The sequence below is a fragment of the Leucobacter sp. NPDC058333 genome (assembly GCF_042726155.1).
Taxonomy (GTDB): Bacteria; Actinomycetota; Actinomycetes; order Actinomycetales; family Microbacteriaceae; genus Leucobacter.
Window position 1 is genome coordinate 417,980 of the sequence record NZ_JBHXHV010000002.1, and the last position, 22,469, is coordinate 440,448.

General features: G+C 67.4%; 21 protein-coding genes. 2 read left to right on the top strand and 19 right to left on the bottom strand.

Translation table 11 applies throughout. The features are described from left to right. Positions 1–8: 8 nt before the first annotated feature. Entirely contained in the window at positions 9–1,484 is a 1,476-nt protein-coding gene (locus ACFWHR_RS09755) for a biotin carboxylase (RefSeq protein WP_382448110.1), read from the bottom strand. 49 nt (positions 1,485–1,533) lie between these two features. Here ACFWHR_RS09755 and ACFWHR_RS09760 point away from each other — a divergent pair, with 49 nt between their 5' ends. Further along, on the top strand, positions 1,534–1,899 hold the full coding sequence (locus ACFWHR_RS09760) for a hypothetical protein (RefSeq protein WP_382448111.1): 366 nt from the start codon (positions 1,534–1,536) through the stop codon (positions 1,897–1,899). 245 nt (positions 1,900–2,144) lie between these two features. Here the strand turns inward: ACFWHR_RS09760 and cls are convergent, their stop codons facing one another. From cls to tilS, 13 genes are all read right to left on the bottom strand, one after another. Further along, the gene (cls, locus tag ACFWHR_RS09765) at positions 2,145–3,626 is read right to left on the bottom strand and encodes a cardiolipin synthase (RefSeq protein ID WP_382448112.1); all 1,482 of its coding nucleotides are present in this window, start codon (positions 3,624–3,626) and stop codon (positions 2,145–2,147) included. A gap of 77 nt (positions 3,627–3,703) precedes the next feature. Then, positions 3,704–3,883: a hypothetical protein gene (locus ACFWHR_RS09770; protein WP_382448113.1), complete on the bottom strand. Its 180-nt coding sequence runs from the start codon at positions 3,881–3,883 to the stop codon at positions 3,704–3,706. 54 nt (positions 3,884–3,937) lie between these two features. Then, positions 3,938–5,485, bottom strand: a complete 1,548-nt coding sequence (gene lysS / locus ACFWHR_RS09775; protein WP_382448114.1) for a lysine--tRNA ligase — start codon at positions 5,483–5,485, stop codon at positions 3,938–3,940. Positions 5,486–5,574: 89 nt separating this feature from the next. Continuing rightward, positions 5,575–6,279 (bottom strand): Rossmann-like and DUF2520 domain-containing protein, encoded by a 705-nt coding sequence (locus ACFWHR_RS09780; protein WP_382448115.1) that lies wholly within the window; start codon positions 6,277–6,279, stop codon positions 5,575–5,577. Next, positions 6,276–8,045, bottom strand: a complete 1,770-nt coding sequence (locus ACFWHR_RS09785; RefSeq protein WP_382448116.1) for a PH domain-containing protein — start codon at positions 8,043–8,045, stop codon at positions 6,276–6,278. The genes ACFWHR_RS09780 and ACFWHR_RS09785 overlap by 4 nt, the downstream gene beginning before the upstream one ends. Continuing rightward, entirely contained in the window at positions 8,042–8,566 is a 525-nt protein-coding gene (locus ACFWHR_RS09790; protein ID WP_382448117.1) for a PH domain-containing protein, read from the bottom strand. The genes ACFWHR_RS09785 and ACFWHR_RS09790 overlap by 4 nt, the downstream gene beginning before the upstream one ends. Before the next feature lie 80 nt (positions 8,567–8,646). Beyond that, the gene (locus ACFWHR_RS09795) at positions 8,647–9,162 is read right to left on the bottom strand and encodes a DUF3180 family protein (RefSeq protein ID WP_382448118.1); all 516 of its coding nucleotides are present in this window, start codon (positions 9,160–9,162) and stop codon (positions 8,647–8,649) included. Then, the gene (folK, locus tag ACFWHR_RS09800) at positions 9,149–9,697 is read right to left on the bottom strand and encodes a 2-amino-4-hydroxy-6-hydroxymethyldihydropteridine diphosphokinase (protein ID WP_382448119.1); all 549 of its coding nucleotides are present in this window, start codon (positions 9,695–9,697) and stop codon (positions 9,149–9,151) included. Before folK ends, ACFWHR_RS09795 begins: the two co-directional genes overlap by 14 nt. Beyond that, positions 9,694–10,929, bottom strand: a complete 1,236-nt coding sequence (gene folP, locus ACFWHR_RS09805) for a dihydropteroate synthase (RefSeq protein WP_382448120.1) — start codon at positions 10,927–10,929, stop codon at positions 9,694–9,696. The genes folK and folP overlap by 4 nt, the downstream gene beginning before the upstream one ends. Next, the gene (gene folE / locus ACFWHR_RS09810) at positions 10,926–11,513 is read right to left on the bottom strand and encodes a GTP cyclohydrolase I (RefSeq protein WP_382448121.1); all 588 of its coding nucleotides are present in this window, start codon (positions 11,511–11,513) and stop codon (positions 10,926–10,928) included. Before folE ends, folP begins: the two co-directional genes overlap by 4 nt. 4 nt (positions 11,514–11,517) lie before the next feature. After that, positions 11,518–13,725 (bottom strand): ATP-dependent zinc metalloprotease FtsH, encoded by a 2,208-nt coding sequence (gene ftsH, locus ACFWHR_RS09815; RefSeq protein ID WP_382448122.1) that lies wholly within the window; start codon positions 13,723–13,725, stop codon positions 11,518–11,520. 132 nt (positions 13,726–13,857) lie between these two features. Continuing rightward, positions 13,858–14,415, bottom strand: coding sequence for a hypoxanthine phosphoribosyltransferase (hpt, locus tag ACFWHR_RS09820; protein ID WP_382448123.1), 558 nt, complete (start codon positions 14,413–14,415; stop codon positions 13,858–13,860). Positions 14,416–14,419: 4 nt separating this feature from the next. Next, on the bottom strand, positions 14,420–15,538 hold the full coding sequence (gene tilS / locus ACFWHR_RS09825; RefSeq protein WP_382448124.1) for a tRNA lysidine(34) synthetase TilS: 1,119 nt from the start codon (positions 15,536–15,538) through the stop codon (positions 14,420–14,422). A 119-nt stretch (positions 15,539–15,657) separates the two neighbouring features. Between tilS and ppa the strand changes: the two genes are divergently transcribed. Continuing rightward, positions 15,658–16,152, top strand: a complete 495-nt coding sequence (gene ppa, locus ACFWHR_RS09830; RefSeq protein ID WP_382448125.1) for an inorganic diphosphatase — start codon at positions 15,658–15,660, stop codon at positions 16,150–16,152. Positions 16,153–16,253: 101 nt separating this feature from the next. On the opposite strand, the gene ACFWHR_RS09835 is transcribed toward ppa, so the two are convergent. From ACFWHR_RS09835 to ACFWHR_RS09855, 5 genes are all read right to left on the bottom strand, one after another. Next, positions 16,254–17,582 (bottom strand): M23 family metallopeptidase, encoded by a 1,329-nt coding sequence (locus tag ACFWHR_RS09835; RefSeq protein ID WP_382448126.1) that lies wholly within the window; start codon positions 17,580–17,582, stop codon positions 16,254–16,256. A gap of 156 nt (positions 17,583–17,738) precedes the next feature. Further along, complete coding sequence (locus ACFWHR_RS09840) at positions 17,739–18,188, bottom strand: MarR family winged helix-turn-helix transcriptional regulator (protein ID WP_382448127.1); 450 nt, start codon at positions 18,186–18,188, stop codon at positions 17,739–17,741. 37 nt (positions 18,189–18,225) lie between these two features. Continuing rightward, complete coding sequence (locus tag ACFWHR_RS09845; protein ID WP_382448128.1) at positions 18,226–19,401, bottom strand: acyl-CoA dehydrogenase family protein; 1,176 nt, start codon at positions 19,399–19,401, stop codon at positions 18,226–18,228. Positions 19,402–19,415: 14 nt separating this feature from the next. Then, entirely contained in the window at positions 19,416–20,744 is a 1,329-nt protein-coding gene (locus tag ACFWHR_RS09850) for a beta-ketoacyl-[acyl-carrier-protein] synthase family protein (RefSeq protein ID WP_382448129.1), read from the bottom strand. Then, positions 20,741–22,372: a class I adenylate-forming enzyme family protein gene (locus ACFWHR_RS09855; protein ID WP_382448130.1), complete on the bottom strand. Its 1,632-nt coding sequence runs from the start codon at positions 22,370–22,372 to the stop codon at positions 20,741–20,743. Before ACFWHR_RS09855 ends, ACFWHR_RS09850 begins: the two co-directional genes overlap by 4 nt. Between the last annotated feature and the right edge of the window lie 97 nt (positions 22,373–22,469).

Sequence of the window (22,469 nt, forward strand, 5' to 3'; positions counted from 1 at the left end):
CACGAAACCTATTTGCCCTTGGCGGGGGCGGGCTTCAGCACGGGCGCTTCACCGTCGACGGACGACACCGAGTACATGCCACGGATCGCGTCGATCAGGTATTTCGCGTGCAACGTCAAGCCGCCGTGACTTGTCTCGAGCTGCGCCTTCGTGACGAGGATCCCGAGATCCGCGCCCTTCCAGCGGTAGTCGCCTTCGCGGTAGATTCGCATGAAGTACGCCTCCCCCTCGTTCGAGAGGAGATGCCAGTCGAGATCGCCGTGGCTGTAATTGAGATTGCCGAAGTGGTCGATCACGTAGCGTCCCGTGAGCGGGGCGGCGTCGATGTGCTCCACCGTGTCGGCGGTGTGCTTGATGACCATGTGGCTCCACTCATCTTCCGAGGCGAGCTCCTCCCAGCGACGGTTGATCTCGTCGATGTCGACTTCGAAATCGATACCCGAGTATTCCAGCAGGTGGAAGGCAAACAGCGGCACGTCGGCGTAGGCACCGGCGGTCACATTGGTGATCGCCGAGGCGCCACTCACGCGCGGGTTGAGTTCGCCGAGGTAGACGTCGCCGGTGTCGGTGTCGAGCAGTACGTCGACCTCGAAGAAGCCGCGATACCCCTCTTTGCCGAGCCGGTCACCGAGCTTGCGCACGAGTTGAACGGCAGCGTGGCGACTCTCGTCGTCGAGCACGGTGGGAAACATCTCGTTGCCCGCCCATCCGCCGCGGTACGGCGTGAGATCGGTGTGCCCGGTGAGCTCAGTCATGCACGGACCCACGATGGTGCCGTGCCGAGTCTGCACCGCCTCGATCGCGATCGGGCGATTGTTGATGCGCTTCATAACCTTGATCTCTTCACCGACCACCTCGTCGGCGACGGCCGCAAACTCGGCCTCGCTGGTCACGAAGTAGGTGGTCTTGCCAGAGTCGCCGTAGGCGGTCTGGATCACCAGATCTTGCCCCAGCTTCTCCTTATTGGTGACCTTCACCAGCTCATCCCAGTCGGCCACCCTCGTGAGCACGTTCGGCACACTGGGCACGCCGACCGAATCGGCAATCTGCGTCGTGACAATCTTTGAGTCCAGGCGCTCGCGGAGTGCGTTGCTGGGCATGATCAGGTCGTAGTCAAGCTCGTCACAGATTCGCTCGGTCTCTTCATTGAAGAACACCATCACGATCTGGGGGCGCTGGCCCTGGGGCGTGCGGCGCTCGATGTACGCGCGCACCTCGTGGTTGCGCAGCAGCCAGTTGTTGATGTCTTCGCCGCTCTCGAACTCGACGTATGGGCGCTCGGTCGGGCTAAACACGCGCGGGTGCGTGCCGTCCCAGCTGTCGTAGTACGAGATGTACGAGAAACCGCGCACCCAGCGGTCGAGGCCGAGCAGGTTGAACGCTGTCGCGCCGACGAAGAAGACCGGGGTGTCACTCGTGCGTAGGTAGTGCCGAATCTCCGACATGTTCTTGAGCTTCGTGAAGCCGCTGCGGCCGATCGTCACTGGGCCGGTGCTGGGCGCTTTGCGGGGGCGCTTGCCACGGAGCAGCGACTTGCGCGGGGCCGCGGGGGCGACTGCCGCCTGGGGCGACGCGGCGGCCGAAGTGGCCGCAGTCGCGGCCGACTTCGGTGCGGCTGCTGGTTTCGGCTTGGTCGCGGCTGTCGCAGTCGCCGACTTCGCGGACGTCGTCGACTTCACGGCGCTCGGCTTCGCGACCGGCTTCGCCACTGGCTTCTTGGCCGCCGCCCGTTTGGTGGCTGGCTTGCGCGAGACCGGCTGCTTGGCCGCGGCCGTCGGCGTCGGCGTCGGCGTCGCGGGAGCCGCCGCCGCAACGGTCTCCGACGCTACGGCAGCTGCCGAGGTCGCAGGAGTGGGGGCCTCCGAGACGGCGGTAGCCGGGGCATCGCTTTCGAGGTGACCGTGTGCTGAACCGGTGGAAGTCTGTGAATACTGTCGACGCGCCATTGCGTTTCCTTCCGAACGAATTTGGTAAGGGAATAGTGGCACGTTCCGCGCCGTATTCCAAAACCGCCGCTCGCACAGGCGCGGGCAGGCATCGCGCTGAGCGCAGGCGCCAAAATTGCGCCCCTCGTTTTCCTCAGATTGCGTGCCGAAGACCGACGATATCGCCACTGCGTGACGTCGTCTTCACACGAATACGTGTTACTGCAGCGCCGAGGTCAAACGGGCGATTCCATCGAGCAATTGGGCGGGCAGCGACTGCTTTTCCCACTCCTCGATCGTCAGTTCGCGTGAGTTCTCACGGTAGTAATCAGTGATCTCATCGAGGTCTTGCACGAAGCTCTCGCCGTGCACGACCATCGAGATTTCCATATTCAGACCGAACGATCGCTGGTCCATATTCGACGATCCGACCACAGCAACCTTGTCGTCGACGGTGAAGTGCTTGGAGTGCAAAATGTAGGGCGGCCTGAACATCCAGATACGCACGCCAGCGCGCAGCAGCTCCTCGTAGTACGAACGCTGCGCGTGGTACACGACCGCCTGATCGCCGGTTTCGGAGACGAACAGCTCGACTTCGACTCCGCGCGCCGTCGCCGCGCGGAGCGCGTTCATGATCGATCCGTCGGGAACGAAGTAGGGGCTTGTGATGCTGATGCGGCGCTGCGCGGCGTAGAGGAGCGCAACGAAGACCTGCAGGTTGTTCTCGCCCGCGTAGCCCGGGCCGCTCGGCACGATCTGGCAGTCGAGTTCGCCGGGCTGCTCAACCTCAAACGTGTCTTCGGTGAGGTTCGTCAGGTATTCGCCTGTTTCCAAGTACCAGTCGCCCTGGAACACCGCTTCGAGCCCGAGCACGATCGGCCCCTCGACCCGCACCATGAGGTCTTTCCAGTGCAACCCGCGCCGACGATTCGAACGCTTGTTATAGCTCGAATCGACCAGGTTCTGCGAGCCCATGAACCCGATCTCGCCGTCGATGACGATGAGCTTGCGGTGATTGCGCAGATCGGGGCGCTGGTACTCCCCGCGCCACGGGCGCACCGGCAGCATGTATGACCACTCCGCGCCGAGATCGGTCAAGCTCTGCCTCGTGCGCTTGGCGCCCGGATTGCGCACGGCAGAAATGTGGTCAAGCAGCACGCGCACCTTGACCCCGCGCGCGGCGACCTCCCGCATCGCAGCAAAGACGTCGTTCGTTGTCTCGTCGTGCACCAGGATGTAGAACTCCACGTGCACGTAATCTTTCGCGGTGCGGATGGCCGCAGCCATCCGTGCAAACGAATCGGTGTAGTCGATGCAGAGCGACGCAGTGTTCCCCTGCAACATCGGCTGCGCACCCAACTGCCTGCCGAGCCGGACAACGCTATTGAGGGCGGGGAAAAGTCGCTCGGACGGCGTCGTCAGGTCCGCTTCTTCTTCATCAGCGATCTGAGCAACGAACTGATTGATGGCTTCCTGTTTCTCCTCGCGAGAGCGCGGCAGCCGCTTGCTGCCGATCACGAGAAACAGGAGGAGCCCGGGCACAGGGAGCGCGAAAATCGCCATCAGCCAGGCCATACCAGAGGTCGGGCGGCGATTGCGTGGCACGACGAACACAGCCACGATCCGGATGACGTTGTCGACGACCAGTACAATCCAGGTCCAGACGAGCGGCCAGTTGACGCCGAGCCAATCGAAGGTCATCGAAGCCCCTCCCAGTTACTCAGCGTCGTGAGCACTCGCCCACGCCCACCTCAACTGTAGCGGGGATCAGGAAGCTCTCAGGATTCCTCGCGCGACGGCAGCCCGGCCTTCGCTCGCTCCTCGGCTTCGATCTGCTGATAGACACGGCGTTCCGTGCGATCGGCCCGCAGGATGAGCCGCAGCACCATCCAGAAAAAGAGCCCGATCAGCACGGTCGGAGTCAGCGACCAGAGCGCGTTCCACCACCAATTGTCCATAGTGCCCCCAGTGTATCGGCCGCGCCCCCAGCGAAGCTGAGCGGCCGGGCGTAGTTACTTGACGAGCGGGAAGAGAATCGTCTCGCGAATGCCGAGACCGGTGAGAGCCATCAGCAGGCGATCCATACCCATGCCCATGCCACCCGACGGCGGCATGCCGTGCTCGAGCGCGCGCAGGAAGTCCTCGTCGATCGGCATGGCCTCATCGTCGCCGCGGGCCGCCTCAGCCGCCTGCTGCGTGAAACGCTCACGCTGCACCACGGGGTCGACGAGCTCCGAGTACCCGGTCGCGAGCTCGAAGCCACGCACGTAGAGATCCCATTTCTCAACGACACCGGGGATCGTCCGGTGGTGCCGCGTGAGCGGACTCGTCTCGAGTGGGAAGTCCATGACGAAGGTCGGGCGCGTGAGCCCCTGCTTCACGAAGTGCTCCCACAGCTCTTCAACGAGCTTGCCGTGGTTGGGCAGGTGCACCTCGACGCCAGCAGCGTCGGCGAGCGCCTGCAGGTCGGCGACGCTCGTCTCGGGCGTGATCTCGCGGCCGACGGCCTCGGAGAGCGTGCCGTACATCGAGATCCGATCCCAGTCACCGCCGAGGTCGAAGAGCGTGCCATCTGCCCACTTGACGGTGTGCGTGCCCGCTCGCTCGGTGCCCGCGTTCGCCGCGAGCGCCGCATTCTGAATGAGCTGCTGGGTGAGGTCGGCGATTCCGTTGTAGTCGGAGTAGGCCTCATAGGCCTCGAGCATCGCGAACTCTGGGCTGTGGGTCGAGTCAGCGCCCTCGTTACGGAAGTTGCGGTTGATCTCGAACACGCGCTCGAGACCGCCAACTGCGGCGCGCTTCAGGTACAGCTCTGGCGCGATGCGCAGAAACAGCTCGGTATCGAACGCGTTCGAGAACGTCACGAACGGTCGCGCCGAAGCGCCGCCGTGCATCGTCTGCAGCATCGGGGTCTCAACCTCGATGAAGTCACGCTCTGCGAACGTCTGTCGCAGGCTCGCCATCGTGCGAGCGCGCGTGACGACGTTGACGCGGGCCTGTTCCCGCTGAATCAGGTCGAGATAGCGCTGACGAATCCGGGTCTCTTCGTTCAGCTCCGCGTACATATTCGGCAGTGGCGCGATGGCCTTCGCGGCAACCGCCCACTCGCGCACCATGATCGAGAGCTCTCCGCGACGGCTCGAGATGACCTCGCCACTCACGAACAGGTGATCGCCGAGATCAGTGAGTTCTTTGTACCGCGCAAGCGACTCCTCGCCGACCTCGGCAAGACTGACCATCGCTTGAATGCGCGTGCCGTCTCCCGACTGCAGCGATGCGAAGCAGAGCTTGCCGGTGTTGCGCTGAAAAACGATGCGGCCGGCAATGCCCACGACATCACCCGATGCAGTGTCGGGCGTGGCCTCAAGGTGTCCGTACTTCTCGCGGACCGCAGGAATCGTTGTGGTCACCGGGACCGCGACGGGGTAGGCGCCACCGGCGAGATCGGCGTCGGCGTTGAGCCGGTCGCGCTTCTCGAGGCGCACCCGCTTCTGCTCGAAGATCTCTTCGGCGGTCGCCTCGGGGGCGCTCTCGGCGGGTGCTGCGGTCTGCTCACTCATGGCGGCGGGATCCTCCGGATCGTATTGGCGTACCGATCCATCCTAGCTTCCGGCGGGCTGGCCTCCCCGACCGTCGCGCGCCGGGCCAACTACCCCTCCGAATCGAGGTCTCCGGCGATCAGCTCCTCTTCGATTGCCGCGCGCACGATGCCGCCGATCACCCGATCGGGACGTTCGATGCCGAGTCCGCTCAGCGCCGCAATGCCCTGCCGCACAATAGCGCGCGAGAACTCGCTCGCGGCGCCGACGGCTTCGGCGTACGCGGCACGATCTTGCTCGGCGACAATCACCGGCTCCGCGCCCATCTCGACCGCGAGCGCCTGCCCGATGGGCAGCACGGGTGCGGGGGCCGTGACCGCGACGGTCGCCTCGGCGAGCCGTGTCAGGTCGAGACTGGTTCCGGTGAACACCATCGCCGGGTGCAGCGCGAGCGGGATCACGCCGGCAGCGAGCGCGGGGGCGAAGACACCGATGCCGTGCTCGGGCGCGGTGTGAATCGCAAGCTGCCCGGGCTGCCACGCGCCGGTGGCCGCGAGCCCGGCAACGAGGCCGGGCAGTTCGCTCCCGGGAACGGCAAAGAGCACGAGTTCGGATCGCCTCACCACCTCGGCGACGTCGAGCACCGGCACACCGGGCAGCATTGTTTCGGCCCGTTCGCGGCTGTCTTCGCTGAGCGCCGTGATGCCGATGATCGCGTGCCCGGCCCCCGCGAGTGCGCGCGCGAGCACTGGGCCGACGCGGCCAGCCCCGACGATGCCGATTCCGAGGCGCGAAGCCTGTGCTGACGCGTTCACGCTTCGGCGCCCGTTGTATCGGCGCTGCCGTGACGCGGGATCCGGGGCTCTGGCGCGGCAGCCGGAGGCGTGACAGCGGGAGGCGTGACAGCGGGAGGCGTGACAGCGGGAGCCGATGGGGCGGCTGAGGCCGCCGGAGCTCCCCACGCGCCCTGGCGTCCCTCAGCAATGCGCAAAGCCTCGGCTCCTTGAACTCGCAGCACGAGTGCCGCGAGCGCATCAAAAATCTCGCGGGCCGTCCCGAGTTCAAGGCCGCGCATCTCCATCCGCACGGGTCCGAGCACGGTGTGCGCTTGCACCGACGCGAGCCCGAGCATGCGGTGCACGAGCGGGCGTCGCAGCTGCACCGACTGCGCACGCAACACGGGCATGATCGAGAGTGACCGGGTGAGCACACCGCGGCGCACGCGCAAGGTGGCGTCGTCTCCCCCGGTATCGACGAGGTGCAGACCAGCGCGGCGACGACCCCAGAGCAGCACGGCTCCGGCCCGTTTGCCCGGCCGAATGTAGTGAACAGCGTCCCCCGACAGCCCCTCACGAAGCGACTCGATCTCGTCTGCGTGACCGCCGACTCCGGGCAGCAGCGTGTCAATCACGCGCAGTACGTCGGCCTCGCGTCCCACGGGCAGCACCACGTTTTGAATCGTGTTCTGGCCTCCCTGGCCAACGGAGTGCCCGGCGGTCGTGACACGCACCCGCCACCAGCCCAGCGGCCGCCAGAGTAGCGGTTGTCTCGCCTCGACCGCGTGAATGCGGCCGAACGGAATGGTCTCGGTGATGGTCGACGTGAGGCCCGATCCGATGCGCGCAGCGTCGGGGGTTCGCGAGAGCGTGAAATTGAAACCCTTGTTGAACTGCCCGAACATCACGCTCGCCATCACGATGAGCAGCGGCACGATGCCGAAAATCAGGAAGGCTTCGAGCAGTGCGCCGCCCACGATGATGCCGACGACGAGCAGCACCAAGATGACGGACTCCCACCCGAGTGCGATGCTCGCGATCAGTCGCCCCACCGGCACCTTCACCAGTGTCTGAGCCTCGAGCGCCTGCGGGTCGATATCGGCGTCGATAAAATCGTGCGCCCGAGCGGTCAGCGCATCACTCGACTCGGTGTAGACGTAACCGTCGAGCCCGACCGGAGCGGGCGCAGCAACGTCCGCGACCGCCCGGGGCTCGGCCGCGCCGCGGCGGCGCGATCCGGACACCTGCAGGATTTGCTCGCGCACCGTCTTCGCGTCGCGGTGGCCCAGGTACGAGAGCTCAACCTTGCCGCCCTGGCCGGCCGTGACGACCTCGATCTTGGTGAGGCCGAGCGCGCGGGCGAGCATCGAACGCTGCAGATTCACGCTCTGAATGCGTTCGAGCGGCGCGCGGCGATGCGAGCGGAACAGCACTCCGCTGCGCACCTCGACCGCGGACTCCGTGATTCGGTACGACGAGAAGCGCCATGCCAACCACGAGAACAGCACGATCAACAGGATCACGAGGAGTATGCCGCCGAGCACGATCAGCAACAGCCCCTGTTCGACGAGATACTCGTAGAGATCAACGAGGTCTTTGTCATCGGCAACCTCGTTTGATGAGCCGCTCGTAAAGAAGAACTCAACGAGGTGATCGCGGAAGTTTGCGATGATGATGCCCGCGATCACGAGTAGCGCCAGACCCCCACGCAACAGCGGCGAGAGCGGGTGCATGCGCCGCCAGCCGTCGGCGTCCGACGAACCGGGCAGCTGCGCGTCAACGGCGAGATCGACGGGTCCGGTCACAGACCCGACCTCCGCGCCTCGGCGAGCGTCACCAGTCGATCACGCAGCGCCTCGGCGTCTTCGTGACGCAGTCCGGGCAGATTCACGCCCGTCGCTGCCGACGCGGTGACGAACTTGAGTGTCGCGAGTCCGAGCGCACGCAGCAGCGGCCCGCGGGTGACGTCAACAAGCTGCAGGCGACCGTACGGCACCGCGATCACACGCTCGAACATAATGCCGCGTCGGAAGAGCAGGTCGTCCTCACGCAGCACGTAGCCGATGGCACGGACGCGCCGGAAGGCAAGAATCGAATTCACGAGGAACAAGAAAATCACGATGGGAAGCCCGATGCGCACTAAAAGCGGGGCCTCTGACTCGGTCACGACGAGAATCACGACGTAGACAATAACCAGCACGACGTCAAACAGCACGTTCATCGTGAGATCGGCCCACGCGTATTTCGGCGAGACCCGATTCCATTCAACCTGCTCGGTCGGCCAGTTGGCTGCGCGCTGCGTCGTCTCGACGCGATCCGTAGTCATGCGACCAGCATAGGGCTAGCGACTCAGGCTGTCGGGGGCGATCGCGTTCGTGCCCGCGCTGAGCGTCGGTCGTGTGCCCGCTAGCGATCGCGGTAGACAGCCGAGTCGGCCGGTCCCTGCTGGGGGTCAGTATCAGTTTCGGCATCGCCGTCGTTGCCCGGAGGCACCTGACACCAGTGCTCGACAACCGCGGCGCACACGATGAGCGCTGCGCCCGCGACAACGGTGAGTGCCATCGGCAGCCACGTCGATGCCGTCGCGGGAACGCTGCGCCCCGCGAGCGAGAGCAGCAGGCCGCCCCCGAAGCCGCCGAACAGCGCGCCGACGAGTTGGCCGGCGCGCGCCGTGACGAGCAGGCGCACCGCCTGGAACGGGTTGATGGCGCCCGGCTGCTTCTGGATTTGGCGGCGTAACCGGATGCCAAATACGAGCAGCACGCCGGCGACCAGCACGAGCGACGCGGCGAGCGACAGCGGTGGCACGAGCGGCGGGGCGCCGCGACTCGACAGCGCGAACTGCACCACGAGGCCAACGGCCGCGCCCATCGCGGCCACGGCGAGGGTCACGAGCGGATTGCTGCGTTCAATCTTGCGCATCGCGGCCCCCGGGGTCGGTCGGAGCGGCACTGGCGTCGAGCAGCGGCGCGGTCGTGTCGCCGATCCGGCGCAGCAGCTCTGCGACCCGACCGTGACCCATCAGCACCGCATTGGGGTCGAGGTCAAGCCACGGCGCGAGCACGAAGTCGCGCTCGTGTGCCCGCGGGTGCGGCACCTGCAACCGTTCGTCACTGATAACGCGCCCACCGAAGAGCACGAGATCGATGTCGAGCGTGCGGTCGCCCCAGCGGGCATCGCGCACGCGGCCGTGCGACCTCTCGATGGCCTGCATCGCGTCAAGCAGGTCGTGGGGGCTGAGCGTCGTGAATGCCGTGGCGACGCCGTTGAGGTACCGGGGGGCTTCGGGATCGGGGCCCGACGTCGTGAGTGCGATCGTCTCACGCAGCGGCGAGGCTTCAAATCGGTCGATGCCGGGAGTCTGCGCGAGTTCGCCCTGCGCCGCTCGGATCGTTTCACCGCGGTCCCCCAGATTCGCGCCGAACGCAAAGAGCACCGGCACGAGCTGCGCGATCACAGTGCGGCCCCCCGATTCGCAACGCGTTCGACCGTCACTGAAACATCGGCGAACTGCAGGTCGATGGGCGCGTCGGGCTTGTGCACCGTGATGCGCGCGGAATGCACCCCGGCGAAGCCGAGGGCTACGGCAGCGACGCGTTCGGCGACAGTCTCGATGAGATCGACGGGGTCGCGCCCGACCGCGGCGGCGATGGCCTCAGCCAGCTCGCCGTAGTGAACGGTTCGCGCAAGCGCGTCTCCAGCTGCGGCCGGCGCGAGATCAACGGCAACTTCGGCGTCGATCACAAACCGCTGCCCCCGCTCACGCTCGAAGTCGAACACTCCGTGGTGCGCGTACACCTCAAGCCCGGTCAGGGTGATGCGATCCTGCGAGGTGTCGGCCGACGACGCGCGCGCTGCACGCCGCCCCGAGCTCCACGCGTGCTGCACGGCGAGCGCCTGGCGCGTGGCGGCGACGTCGTGCACGCGCACGCCCCACGCGCCGCGCTCAGCAACGAGCGCGCTCACCACCGCAGTCGCCAGATCGCGCTCGTGCACCTCTGTGACCAGCCCCTGCAGCGCCTCCCCCAGCATTCGCTTGCGTGAGGCGCCGACGAGCACCGGGTACCCGAGCGCACGCAGCTCATCGAGGCCCGCGAGCAGTTGCCAGCACTGGGCGCCGGTCTTGTCGAATCCGAGGCCCGGGTCGAGCACGATGTGGGCGGGGTCGACCCCGGCCGCGACCGCGGCGTTCGCGCGATCGTCAAGGGCCGCCACGACTTCGCGTACGACGTCGTCATAGTCGGAGCGCAGGTGCGCTGGGTCGGGAATGCCCCGCCAGTGCCCGATGATGAACCGGGTCGCACGGGTGCGGCTCGCATTGGCCGCGACTTCGAGCATGCCCGCATCGTGCAGCCCGCCCGACACGTCGTTGATGTAGCGCGCACCGGCCGCGACCGTCGCGGCCGCGGTGGCCGCGTGCAGCGTGTCAACGGAAACCGCTATGCCCTGCTCCGCGAGGGCCGTGACGACCGGTAGCACGCGCTGCAGCTCGTCGTCGCCCGGAACCGGCGTCGCTCCCGGTCGCGTCGATTCACCGCCGATGTCAACGATGTCGGCGCCACTCGCGACCAGTTCGAGGCCGCGCGCTATCGCCGCATCGTGCGACGCATAGTGGCCGCCGTCGCTGAAGGAGTCTGGGGTGACGTTGAGCACCCCCATGACGAGAGGGCTCGCACCGGGCGAGGTCACGCCGCGCCGCTCTCGGAGCGGCCGATGAGCGCGAAGATCGCCGCCTGTTCAGCGGCGTCAGCAAGCGTGCCGCGCGAGGCGACGGTGACCGTGGTCGATTCGCTCTGGCGGACGCCCCGGTCGGCGACGCAACCGTGGCTGGCCTCGAGCACGACGAGCACTCCGTGCGGGTTGAGGCCGTCATCGAGCGTCTGAGCAATCTGTTCGCCGAGCCGCTCCTGCATCTGCGGGCGGGCGGCGAGCACGTCGACCACGCGCGGAATCGCGCTCAGGCCAACGACTCGTGCGTTGGGGCGGTAGGCGATGTGCGCCCGGCCACGGAACGGCAGCAGGTGATGCTCACACATTGAACGCAGCGTGATGTCGCGCACCAGCACGAGCTCACCGGTGTCGTCGCCGACCGGCACCGAATCGGAGAGCAGCACGCTCGGGTCTTGCCCGACACCCGCGAAGAACTCGGCGTACGAGTCGGCGACGCGAAACGGGGTGCTCGCGAGCTCAGGGCTGTCGGGGTTCTCCCCGATCGCGCTGATGAGCTCGCGCACCGCCGAAGCGATTCGCTCCCGATCCACCGTGTCAGCCATCCCGTTACTTCGAGTCGTCGCTATCGTCGTCGCGCACCCCGAGGTTGCGCGGGGGCTGGCTCGACTCGCCCGGCGCGAGCGGCTCAGGGGTCGTCGGCGTGTGATCGATCGGGGCGATGCGATCGATCGGCGCGGCGGGATCAACTGGCGCAGTCGGCTCAGCGGGTGCAGTCGGCGCAGCGGGTGTACCGGGCTCAGTTGGCACTGGCGGGTCGCTCGGTGCTGCGGCGTCGTTCTCACCCGCGGGCGCGGGATCGCCGACCGCGCGATTGTCCGTGCGCACAGCAGCGGGCACCTCGATCGGCGGGCGCGTCGAGACCGGGCGGTCGTCGTGCGACAGCCAGGTCTCGCGCGGCGGAAGCTTCTGCACGTCGCGGAAGATCTCGGCGATCTGCAGGTGGTCGAGCGTCTCTTTCTCGAGCAGCTCGCGGGCGAGCGAATCGAGGATGTCGCGGTTCTTGACGAGCATCTCGTACGCCTCGTTGTGCGCCTGCTCAAGCAGCTGACGCACCTCGGAGTCGATCGTCGTGGCGACGCCCTCCGAGTAGTCGCGGTTCTGACCGAACTCGCCCATGAACGCGCCGGGCTGCCCCTGACCGAGCTTCACGGGGCCGACGGTCGCCGACATACCGTACTCGGTGACCATCTTGCGGGCCGTGCTCGTGGCCTTCTCGATGTCGTTGCCCGCGCCCGTCGTCGGGTCGTGGAACACGAGTTCTTCGGCGACGCGGCCGCCGAGCGCGTACGCGAGCTGATCTTGCAACTCGTTGCGCGTGATGGAGTACTTGTCTTCGAGGGGAATCACCATCGTGTACCCGAGCGCGCGGCCGCGGGGCAAGATCGTGATCTTCGTCACCGGGTCGGTGTGGTTCATGCTCGCGGCCACGAGCGCGTGCCCACCCTCGTGGTACGCCGTGATGAGCTTCTCGTGGTCGCGCATGAGGCGCGTGCGGCGCTGCGGGCCGGCAATCGAGCGATCGATCGCCTCGTCGAGGGCCCGATTGTCGATGAGCTGCGCGTTCGAGCGGGCCGTGAGCAGCGCGGCCTCATTGAGCACGTTTGCGAGATCGGCGCCCGAGAACCCGGGGGTCTTACGCGCAACGATTTCGAGGTCGACGTTCTTCGAGAGCGGCTTCCCCTTCGCGTGCACCTGCAAGATCTTGAGGCGACCGGGCATGTCGGGTGCGTCGACGCCGACCTGTCGGTCAAAGCGCCCCGGGCGCAGCAGCGCCGGATCGAGCATGTCGGGGCGGTTCGTCGCCGCGATCATGATGACGTTCGTCTTCGGGTCGAAGCCGTCCATCTCAACCAGCAGCTGGTTCAGGGTCTGCTCTCGCTCGTCATGACCGCCGCCCATTCCCTGGCCGCGACGCTGGCCGACCGCGTCGATCTCGTCGACGAAGATGATGGCCGGGGCATTCGCCTTCGCTTCCTTGAAGAGGTCGCGCACGCGGCTTGCGCCGACGCCGACGAACATCTCGACGAAGTCAGAACCCGAGATCGAGTAGAACGGAACGCCAGCCTCACCGGCGACCGCGCGAGCGAGCAGCGTCTTGCCCGTTCCGGGCGGGCCGTAGAGCAGTACGCCCTTCGGAATGCGCGCGCCGACGGCCTGGAACCGCGTCGCGTCTTGCAGGAAGTCCTTGATCTCGTGCAGCTCTTCGACGGCCTCGTCCGCACCGGCGACATCATCGAACGTGACCTGCGGGGTCTCTTTCGACACCAGTTTGGCCTTCGACTTGCCGAACTGCATGACGCCGCGGCCGCCACCCTGCATCGAAGACAGCATCCACCAGATCAGCAGGCCGATCAGCAGCAGCGGCAGCATGAAGCTGAGCAGCGACCAGATCGGGTTCGGCTGCGGCACCTGATCGGAGTAGCCGTCCTTCAGGTCTGCCTTGTCGACGGCCTCGACGATGTCGGTGCCGCGCGGGGTGACGTAGTAGAAGTAGACCTCTTGCGAGCCGGTCTTTGAGTCGGCCTTCGCGAGCTTCAGATTGACGCGCTGATCGCCATCGACGATCTCAGCGTGCTGCGCTTTACCCGCCGACAACAGTTCGAGCCCGCGGTCGGTGGAGACCTCGCGGGTGCTTCCACCCGAGAGCAGGGACCAACCGAGCAGCACGATGATCGGCGCAAGGATCAAATAGAGCAGCGGCCCGCGCAGGAGCCGACGGCTCTTCGAGGGGCTCTTCGTCGAATTCTCTGCCAAGACCGGACCTTTCAACAGGGACGTGCCGGAAGATCCAGCATCGGTAAGCGTAGCCAATGCCACTGGCATCGGTCTGAGCCGGGGGCGCTTGTCCGCTCACGGCGCACTCGCGCCGTGAGCGTGCGTCGCGGGTTACTCGCCGCCGTAGACGTGAGGTGCAAGCACTGCGACATCGCGCAGGTTGCGGTAATTCTCTGCGTAGTCGAGCCCGTAGCCGACCATGAACTCAACCGGAATATCGAAGCCGACGTAGGCGACATCGACCTCGACCTTGAGCGCTTCTGGCTTTCGCAGCATCGTGCAGATGCGCACGGACTTCGCGCCGCGGCTTTCGAGGTTCTCCTTCAGCCACGACAGCGTGAGGCCCGAATCGATGATGTCTTCAACGATCAGCACATCGCGATCGGTGATGTCGGCGTCGAGATCCTTAAGAATCTTCACGACGCCACTCGACTTCGTGCCGGCGCCGTAAGACGACACCGCCATCCAATCCATCTGGGCGTGGAACCGCAGTTCGCGGGCGAGGTCGGCCATCACCATGACGGCACCCTTCAACACACCGACGAGCAGCGGGGGCTCCTCGGTGTAGTCAGCCTCGATCTCGCGGGCGAGTTCGGCGAGCCGCTGGTGCAGCTCCGCTTCGGTGTGCAGTACGACAGAGAGCTGGTCACCCAGATGTTTCGCATCCATGCGTCTATTCTTCCACTGCCGGCGGGGTCGCTGCGACACCGTCAGCAGTTGCGGGCTGCCCGGAGCGCGGCGATCCGAGCCTGCGGGTGAACGCAATGCGGGATCCGGCGCGCGAGACAGTGATTCCGGGCACCTCAATCGGGCCCTGCCCGCGCCAGTGGGTCACGAGGGACGCGATCGCAAGAGTGTGCTCTCGGCTCAGTTCGCTGCCGAACTCCGCCTCTGCGACCCGGCGAATAATGCGGTGGCGCAGCGCGGCCGGGTTTGCGGCGAGGGCGCCCACCGAGACCGCGATTCCCGCCTCAGCGTGTTCGACGATCTCTTCGATCTGCTCCTCGATAATTTCGTCGAACGCCTCGGCGTCCTCCCGGGCGAGGTCGGCGGTGCGGGCCAGCGCAGCCACGACACCGGGGCCGAGCTCACGTTCCAGGGTGGGCAGCACGGTCTCCCGCACGCGCACGCGGGCGTACGCGTGGTCGGCATTGTGCGGATCCTGCCACGGCTCGAGCCTCGCCTCCCCGCACGCGGCGACCGTGATCTCGCGGGTGATCGACGGATCGGGGCGCACGAACGGGCGCAGCACCACGAGGCCGTCGCCGAGCTCTCTGCGCGGCGGAATCCCGGCGATGCTGCGCGCGCCGGAACCACGGGCGATACCGAGCAACACCTGCTCCGCCTGATCGTCGCGGGTGTGGGCGGTCAGGATCGCGCGGGCGCCGAGCTGCCGCGCGACGTCCGCGAGCGCGGCGTAGCGCGCGTCCCGCGCGGCCGCCTCGGGGCCATCAGCTCGCTCCCCCGCGGCTGCGACGGCGACCCGGCGAATGACCACCGGTTCGAGGCCGAGCCCACGGGCCTGGTCAGCCGCCCGATCCGCCACCGCCGCCGATCCCAGTTGCAGCCCGTGATCCACGATCACGGCCCCCGCCGTGAACCCCTCGCGCGAAGCAACGAAGGCGACCGCCGCAGCGAGCGCGAGCGAATCGGCGCCGCCAGAGAGCGCGACGAGCACGCGGGGTTTTTCTATGCCGCCGGGCGCACCACCCGAGTCAGCCTTGCCTCCGAGCTCCGCCCGCAGGGCGTCGCGAACAGCGTGGCGAGTGGCGAGAAGCGCAGTCTGCAGCATGCTCCAACGCTACTGCCAAGTGGCTCGCACGCTCGCCGCAACCGGGGTCGGGTAGCCTGGGACCCGCATATGCTCACACGGCCGAATCGGCCGCACACAGGAAGCACGGAGGAGCGCGCATGGCCGCAGCATTCGACGCTGTTATCGAGATCCCCAAGGGGAGCCGCAACAAGTACGAGGTCGACCACGAGACCGGTCGGGTCTACCTCGACCGCGTGCTCTACACCGGGTTCGTCTACCCCACTGACTACGGGTTCTTCGAGGAGACCCTCGGCGAAGACGGCGATCCGCTCGACGTGCTCGTGCTGCTCGACTTCCCGGTCTTCCCGGGCGTCGGCATCAAGGTGCGCCCCGTCGGCGTGCTGAAGATGAGCGACGAGGCTGGCGGCGACGACAAGGTCATCGCCGTGCAGCACAAGGATCCGCGCTGGTCGCACATTCAGGATGTTGCAGACATTCCCGAGTACACCCGCAAGGAGATCGAGCACTTCTTCGAGCACTACAAGGATCTTGAGCCGAACAAGTGGGTCAAGGTCGACGCGTGGGGGTCGGCGGCTGACGCCGAGCAGCTCATCGTCGAAGCGCAGGAGCGCCTCAAGACCGAGGGTCACTGAGCCGAGGGCGCACACGCGCCAGACAACGAGCGAGGGGCTCGGGATCGCGATGATCCCGAGCCCCTCGCTCTGTCTGGGCGGTGCCCGGTTGGTGCGCTGGCCTAGTAGAAGGCGATCTGGCCCGCCGGGTCGACGAAGTCGTACCAGCCGTCATCTTGGTTGGGGCGCATCTCGAAGTGCAGGTGGCAGCCCGAGCTGGCACCGGTCGAACCAACGTAGCCGAGCACCTGTCCTGGCCCAACTGGCTGACCTGGTGCCACAACCGCCCACTCGATCATGTGGGCGTAACGCGTTTGCCAGCCGTTCGGGTGGTTTACGGTCACCATGTTGCCACCACCGCCGCCATCCCAGTAGGTCAGAGCGACCGTTCCGCCCATCGCCGCGACGATCGGGGTACCGCAGCCGGCAGCGAGGTCGATGCCGGTGTGGTCCGGGCGCCCCGGGGGCCGGAAGCCCTCGGAAACGTAGCTATACGCCGTCGGATACACCCAGCCGTTCGACGAGCCGGTGTTGCCACCGCCACCCGGCGGAAGGCCGCCGCCGGTGTCGCCGCCACCGCCCGGGGGCACTCCGCCGCCTCCGCCGCCGCCCTGATTCTGCTGCGCTTGCTGCTCGGCCCAGCGCCGCGCGGCCTCTTCAGCTTCCTTACGACGGCGCTCTTCTTCGGCCCGACGCTGCTCCTCTTCGATTCGGAGTCGCTCCTCATAACCGGCAACCGTCTTCGTCGTCTTGTCTTTCAGGGCCGCGAGCTGGGTCTTCAGCGTCTTCTGCTGTGCCTCCTGCTTCTGCACTTTCTCGCCCTGACCGGCAACGGCGACCGCGGCGGCCTGTTCCTTCTCCTGCTGCTTCTCCCGGAGCACCTCGCGCTCCGCCGCTGCCGCTTCGGCCTGCTTGCCGAGCGTATCCGCCGTGTTCGCTGCCTGCTCAGCCTCACCCGAGAGTGTCGTATTGCGCTCGGTCGCCTTCGACATCGAAGCCATCCGGTCGAGCAGCGCGTCAGCGGTGCTGCCATCGGAGTCGAGGAACAGTTCGACGCTGCGATCGACGCCGCCAGAACGGTACATCTGTGCGACGAGCACGCCGGCGCGATCGGCTGCCTCGTCGGCTTCCTTGCGGCTCGCCTCGGCCTGCGTCTCAAGATTCGCGGCCTTCTCAGAAGCAGCAGCGAGCGCGGCCTCTGCCTCGTGCAGATCGTCGATGGTGGTCGCGTGCAGGTTCCGCAGGCGGTCGAGTTCTTTCTCGCCGTCGGCGATCAGCTTCTCAATCTCGGCGACCTTGTCGTTCGCCGTCGACTGGTTCTGCTTCGCGGCCTGCACATCGTCCCAGGTCGGCAGGTCGAGGGCTTGCGCCGGAGTCGAACCGAGCTGGCTTCCCACCAGCATTCCGGCGCCGATTGCACACGCGGCAAGCGCTCCGAGCACACGTTTCATCGTGCTCTTCGTTCGTTTCCGCATCCTGCCCCCACATCGTGCTTATGACACTGGTCCACGAATACGGTAGCACTACGTCGAAAACGGCCACTCAGGCGGGCCGCGACCCGCGCTATTCGGCCGACATCCGAATCTGGGGCGACGCGGGCGAGCCTGTTAGTCGGTTTCGAGCGAGCGCTGGCTCGCCTCAATGAGTTGCACCATCGCACGGTGCAGGGCGCCGAGCTCCTCCGGCGTCATGCCGAGTCGCTTCGCCATCTCAACGGGAACCTGCTCGGCCTGCGTTCGCAGCGCTTCCCCCGCGGGGGTGAGCGTGATTTCGAGGCGGCGCTCGTCGGCTGAGCTGCGCACGCGGCTCGCGAGTCCCTGTGCTTCGAGCCGCTTGATCAGCGGCGAGAGCGTCGATGCCTCCTGGTGCAGCAGTTCGGCAAGCGTGCGGAGGTCGAGCGTGCGATGCTCCCAGAGCGCGAGCAACACCAGATACTGCGGGTGAGTAATTCCCATCGGGTCGAGCACGGGCTTGTACGCGGCGACAATGCCGCGTGACGCAACCGTGAGTGCGAAGCAGACCTGGCGCTCAAGCACCAGCGGATCATTCGAGGTCATGCCACCATGTTCGCAGATGCGAGCGGCCAACGCCCCACTACGCCTGATCGAGCAGCGCCGCCGCGAACATCGGGCGGGAGGCGTCGGTGCTCGGCGGGTGGAAGAGCCCTGCCGTGGCGTCACGGAACAGCCGGCTGGCCTCGCTCCCGTTATCGAACCCGGCTCCGCCGGTGCACGCGAGGGCGGTTTCGGCCGACCGTCTGGCGGCCTCTCCCGCTGCGATCCTCGCCGCCACCAGGCGCACGGGCCAACCGGCGCCGTGGTCCACAAGTTCGTCGAAGTCGCGTGCGTACGCGTCGATCTGCGCCGGAACGGCAAGGTATTTGCGGTGCGCATCGGCGAGCCGGGTGCGCCACTCAGGAACCTCGGCGAGCGAAGCGTCGCGCGATGCCGACCGGCGACGGTGCAGCGCGGCTGCGGCGACGTCGAGCGCGCGGCGCGCCACCCCGGCGTAAACGGACGCCACGAGCAGCTGAAAATTGCTCGTGATTGCGAACGTCAGCAGGTCGGGGGTGCGCCCCGGAGCAATGAGGCGCGCAACGCGGTCAGCGCGCATCACGGCGCCGTCGAGCCTCGTTGCACGGCTCTGTGAAGCGCGCATGCCGAGCACATCCCAGTGGTCAGAGACCGTGATGCCGGGCGAGCTGCGCTCGACGAACCCGAACACCAGCTCTGGGCCGCCCTCGGCATCGGCGTCGAGGCCGTGGGTGATGAGCCGCGTCCAGACGGGCGAGAGCGACGTGAAAATCTTGGTTCCAGTGAGCGCGTAGCTGCCGTCTAATTGCCTGACGGCGACGGTGTTCGACCCCTGCAGCACCCAATCATTCGCTGGCTCGCTGATGCCGAACGCAAAGATCTCGCCGGCGGCAGCCTCCTCGAAGACGTGCGCGAGCGAGCGGTCGCCGCGCGCAAACATCGCGGCCACGACGCCCGTGCACATCAGATGCATATTGACGCCGAGCGCGGTGCCGGGGGCTGCGCCCGCGAGCCGCTGCTGCAGGCGCGAGACCTCGTGCAGCGACAGCTCGGGCCCGCCGAACTCTGCCGGCACGAAGAGTTCCAGATAGCCGCGCTCGCGCAGCTCGACGAGATCTTCATCGAAAAAGCGATTCTCGCGGTCGACCACCGCTGCGCGCTCCCGAAAACGCTCGATCAACTCATCGGGCAGATACTGCTTCGCCAGTTCGGCGTGCCGCGTCTCGCGATCGGTCATGGGTGCTCCTTCGCTCACAGGTGTGGTTTCTTGGCCGCTCCAGGCAGCCCGCGCAGCACGATCGCGCCGTTGTGTCCGCCGAAACCGAACGACGTCGACAGCACGGTGCGCAGCGTCGCCGTCCGCGCGACCTCGGCCACCAGGTCGTATTCGGGAAACTCGGGATCGGCCAGATTCAGCGTGGGCGGCACCAGCTGCTCGCGCAGCGTCTGCACCGCGAGCACCGCTTCGACCACGCCCGACGCCCCGAGGAGGTGCCCGGTGCTCGATTTCGTCGCGGTCAGCGGGATCTCGCGGGCGCGTTCGCCGAGTGCCGCGTCGAGAGCCGCGATTTCTGCCGTGTCGCCGGCGGGCGTGCCCGTGCCGTGCAGGTTCACGTGGTCGATGTCGGCTGCCGAGACGCCCGCGTCTGCGAGGCTCTGCACGACCGCTCGGGCGGCGCCCCGCCCTTCGGGGTGCGGGGCGGTTGCGTGGTGCGCGTCGCTCGATGCCCCGAAACCGGCGAGTTCGGCGAGCGGTAGGGCGCCGCGGGCTGACGCGTGCGCCGCCGACTCCAGCAAGATCGCGGCCGCTCCCTGCGCCATCACGAACCCGGACCGCGCTCGGTCGAACGGGCGGCACGCCGCCCCGGGGTCGTTCTCGACACCGGCGGCGAGCGCGCGCAGATTCGCGTTCGAGGCGAGGTTCACCGCGCCGAGGCAGTCTTCCATGCCGACGACGAGTACCGCGTCGGCGTAGCCGTGACGAATGCGCCGGAGGGCCTCCCCCAGCGCGATCGCGCCGCTCGCGCACGTCGCCGAGACGCCCTGCGCCGGGCCGGTTACGCCGTATCGCTGTGACAGCAGTGCTGCAGCGGCATCGGGCGCGCCGTAGACGGCGAGTGAGAGCGGCACCGCGCGTGGGCCACGCGCGTCGAGTGCGCGGGTGGCAGCCTGCATCGCGTCGACTGGCCCAGATCCGGTCGCGGCGATAATGGCCACGCGATCCGGATCGCCGCCCGTCGCCCCAAATGCGCCCGGTTCGGCCGCCATGCCCGCGTGCCTCAGCGCCTCGTCGGCGGCTGCGATCGCCCACAGCTGCACCGGGCTGAGGCGCCGCGCGAGGCCGGTCGGAACGAGGCCGTCTGGGTCAAAACCGGTCACCTGGCCACCGATACGAACGGCGAGATCATCGAATTCAGGGCCCTCAAGGCGCCGGATCGCGCTGCGTCCATGCACCGCCGCGTCCCACAGCGCAGGGGCGCCGATGCCGCTCGGCGTCACGGCGCCCATGCCGGTGATGACAACGGTGTTCTCGGCGGCGGCGTGGCCGGGCAGGTCGCGGCCGTCCCGTCCGCCACTCACAGCCGCACCGCCGCTGGGCTCAGCGCCAGTTCAGCGGTCTCGCCGCGGCGCAGCTTGCCGCCGACGGTGCGGGGCAAGCGTTCCACCCGATACCAGCGGCGGGGCACGAACTGGGGTGCGAGGCGGGCGGCGGCCCAGGCGGCGAGCGCGGCGCGATCCGGGGTCTGCGGGTCTTGCGCGGTCTGCGGGTCTTGCGGGGTCTGCGGGTCTTGCGCATCGAGCGGCCCAGCCTCGATCACCAGCGCAACGACACTGCCGAGCGTCGCGTGCGGCAGCGCGACGGCGCACGCCGCTGCGACGCCGGGCATATCGACGAATGCGCGCTCCACCTCAGGGAGCGATACCTTGTGTCCGCCCGTGATCGCGATGTCGCCGGCGCGGCCGAGCAATTGGAGGCGGCCACCGACGATGCGTGCCTGGTCGTGGACGGTCGCCCAACCGTCGGCCCCGCGCAGCACCTCGTCGGTGGTGCCAGCGACGTAACCCGTCGAGCAGGCCTCCGCGCGGATGTAGAGGGTGCCAGGTTCCCCGGCGGGGACCGGCGATCCAGCGGCGTCGCGCACGCTGGCCTCGACGCCCGGATACACCGAGATGCCCGTACCGTCACCGTCCCGGCTGTCGCCAATGAAACCGATCTCGGCCGCGCCGTAATAACTGATGAGGCGCGCATCGGGCAGCACCCTCGCGAGCCCCTCCCGGATCGCAGCGGGGAGATTCGCCCCGCCCGTCACCACGAGCTCGATGCCGGCGCAGGCCGCGGGGTCTCTGCGGGCCGCGTCCGTCAGCGTTTGCACGACCGCGGGCACGGCGACGATGCGTGTGATGGCCTCGTCACGGATGCGCGCCGCTACCCCGAACGGATCGAACGCATCGGCCACGTGCACACTGCCGCCGGTTGCGAGACACTCGATCACGGCGTAGAGGGTGAGGCTGTACGACACAGGGCCGGGGGCGAAGGTCGCGACGCCCGGGAGCGGCTCCAGGTGTGCACTCGACACGGCCACGTTCGCCCGGTACTGGGCGCGCGTCTTCAGGAACGCCTTCGGACTACTCGTTGTACCCGACGAAAACAGCAATAGGAAGGCTTCGTCGCTCTCGGTCGCGCTGTCGCGCACCGCGGGCGGAGGCGCGGGGTGCACGGCGCGCTCGCGCTCCTCGAACTCGGCGAGAGACACGATGGTGCCGCCCCAGCCGCGCGCCGCGAGGGCGGATCCGAGGTCTGAATTTGTGGCTGGGTATGTGGCTGTGGCTGGGTCTGTGTCAGCGTCCGCGGCTGCGTCCGTGATGATGACACCGATGCCCGTCGCCAGCACGACGTGGACGCGGTGTTCGAGCGGCCAGCGCGGGTCAATCGTCGCAGAGACCGCGCGATATCCGGCGAGTGCAGCGACGAACCGTGCGGCGGCGAACGCCGATTCGACGCTGATCGCGCTGATCGGGATGCCGCCGGTCTCGGGGGCCGGTCGCGGCGGATTCGCCTGCGCTCCGTGCAGCTCGTCGATGACCGCGAAGGTGCGCCGCGAGCGTTCAACGAGCTCGCCGTAGGTCAGCCGCGACCGGTCTCCCACGATTGCGAGCTGCTCGGGATCGCGCTCCGCGACTTCCAAAATCGCCGAAGTGATGGGCATGCCGCCAGTCTACGTTCTCGACTGCGCTCGGCTGCCGCCCCCTCCCTCGACGACCCCCCGAGCGGGGTAACTCTTGAGGGGTGTTGCTCGTACGACA

Excerpts from the sequence above, each read along its gene's own strand:
- ACFWHR_RS09770 (WP_382448113.1), bottom strand. The coding sequence starts at position 3,883 with ATGGACAATTGGTGGTGGAACGCGCTCTGGTCGCTGACTCCGACCGTG.
- tilS (WP_382448124.1), bottom strand. The coding sequence starts at position 15,538 with ATGCTGCAGACTGCGCTTCTCGCCACTCGCCACGCTGTTCGCGACGCC.
- ACFWHR_RS09855 (WP_382448130.1), bottom strand. The coding sequence starts at position 22,372 with ATGCCCATCACTTCGGCGATTTTGGAAGTCGCGGAGCGCGATCCCGAG.
- hpt (WP_382448123.1), bottom strand. The coding sequence starts at position 14,415 with ATGGATGCGAAACATCTGGGTGACCAGCTCTCTGTCGTACTGCACACC.
- lysS (WP_382448114.1), bottom strand. The coding sequence starts at position 5,485 with ATGAGTGAGCAGACCGCAGCACCCGCCGAGAGCGCCCCCGAGGCGACC.
- ACFWHR_RS09835 (WP_382448126.1), bottom strand. The coding sequence starts at position 17,582 with ATGAAACGTGTGCTCGGAGCGCTTGCCGCGTGTGCAATCGGCGCCGGA.
- cls (WP_382448112.1), bottom strand. The coding sequence starts at position 3,626 with ATGACCTTCGATTGGCTCGGCGTCAACTGGCCGCTCGTCTGGACCTGG.
- ACFWHR_RS09790 (WP_382448117.1), bottom strand. The coding sequence starts at position 8,566 with ATGACTACGGATCGCGTCGAGACGACGCAGCGCGCAGCCAACTGGCCG.
- ACFWHR_RS09795 (WP_382448118.1), bottom strand. The coding sequence starts at position 9,162 with ATGCGCAAGATTGAACGCAGCAATCCGCTCGTGACCCTCGCCGTGGCC.
- ACFWHR_RS09845 (WP_382448128.1), bottom strand. The coding sequence starts at position 19,401 with ATGACCGATCGCGAGACGCGGCACGCCGAACTGGCGAAGCAGTATCTG.
- folE (WP_382448121.1), bottom strand. The coding sequence starts at position 11,513 with ATGGCTGACACGGTGGATCGGGAGCGAATCGCTTCGGCGGTGCGCGAG.
- ACFWHR_RS09840 (WP_382448127.1), bottom strand. The coding sequence starts at position 18,188 with ATGACCTCGAATGATCCGCTGGTGCTTGAGCGCCAGGTCTGCTTCGCA.
- ppa (WP_382448125.1), top strand. The coding sequence starts at position 15,658 with ATGGCCGCAGCATTCGACGCTGTTATCGAGATCCCCAAGGGGAGCCGC.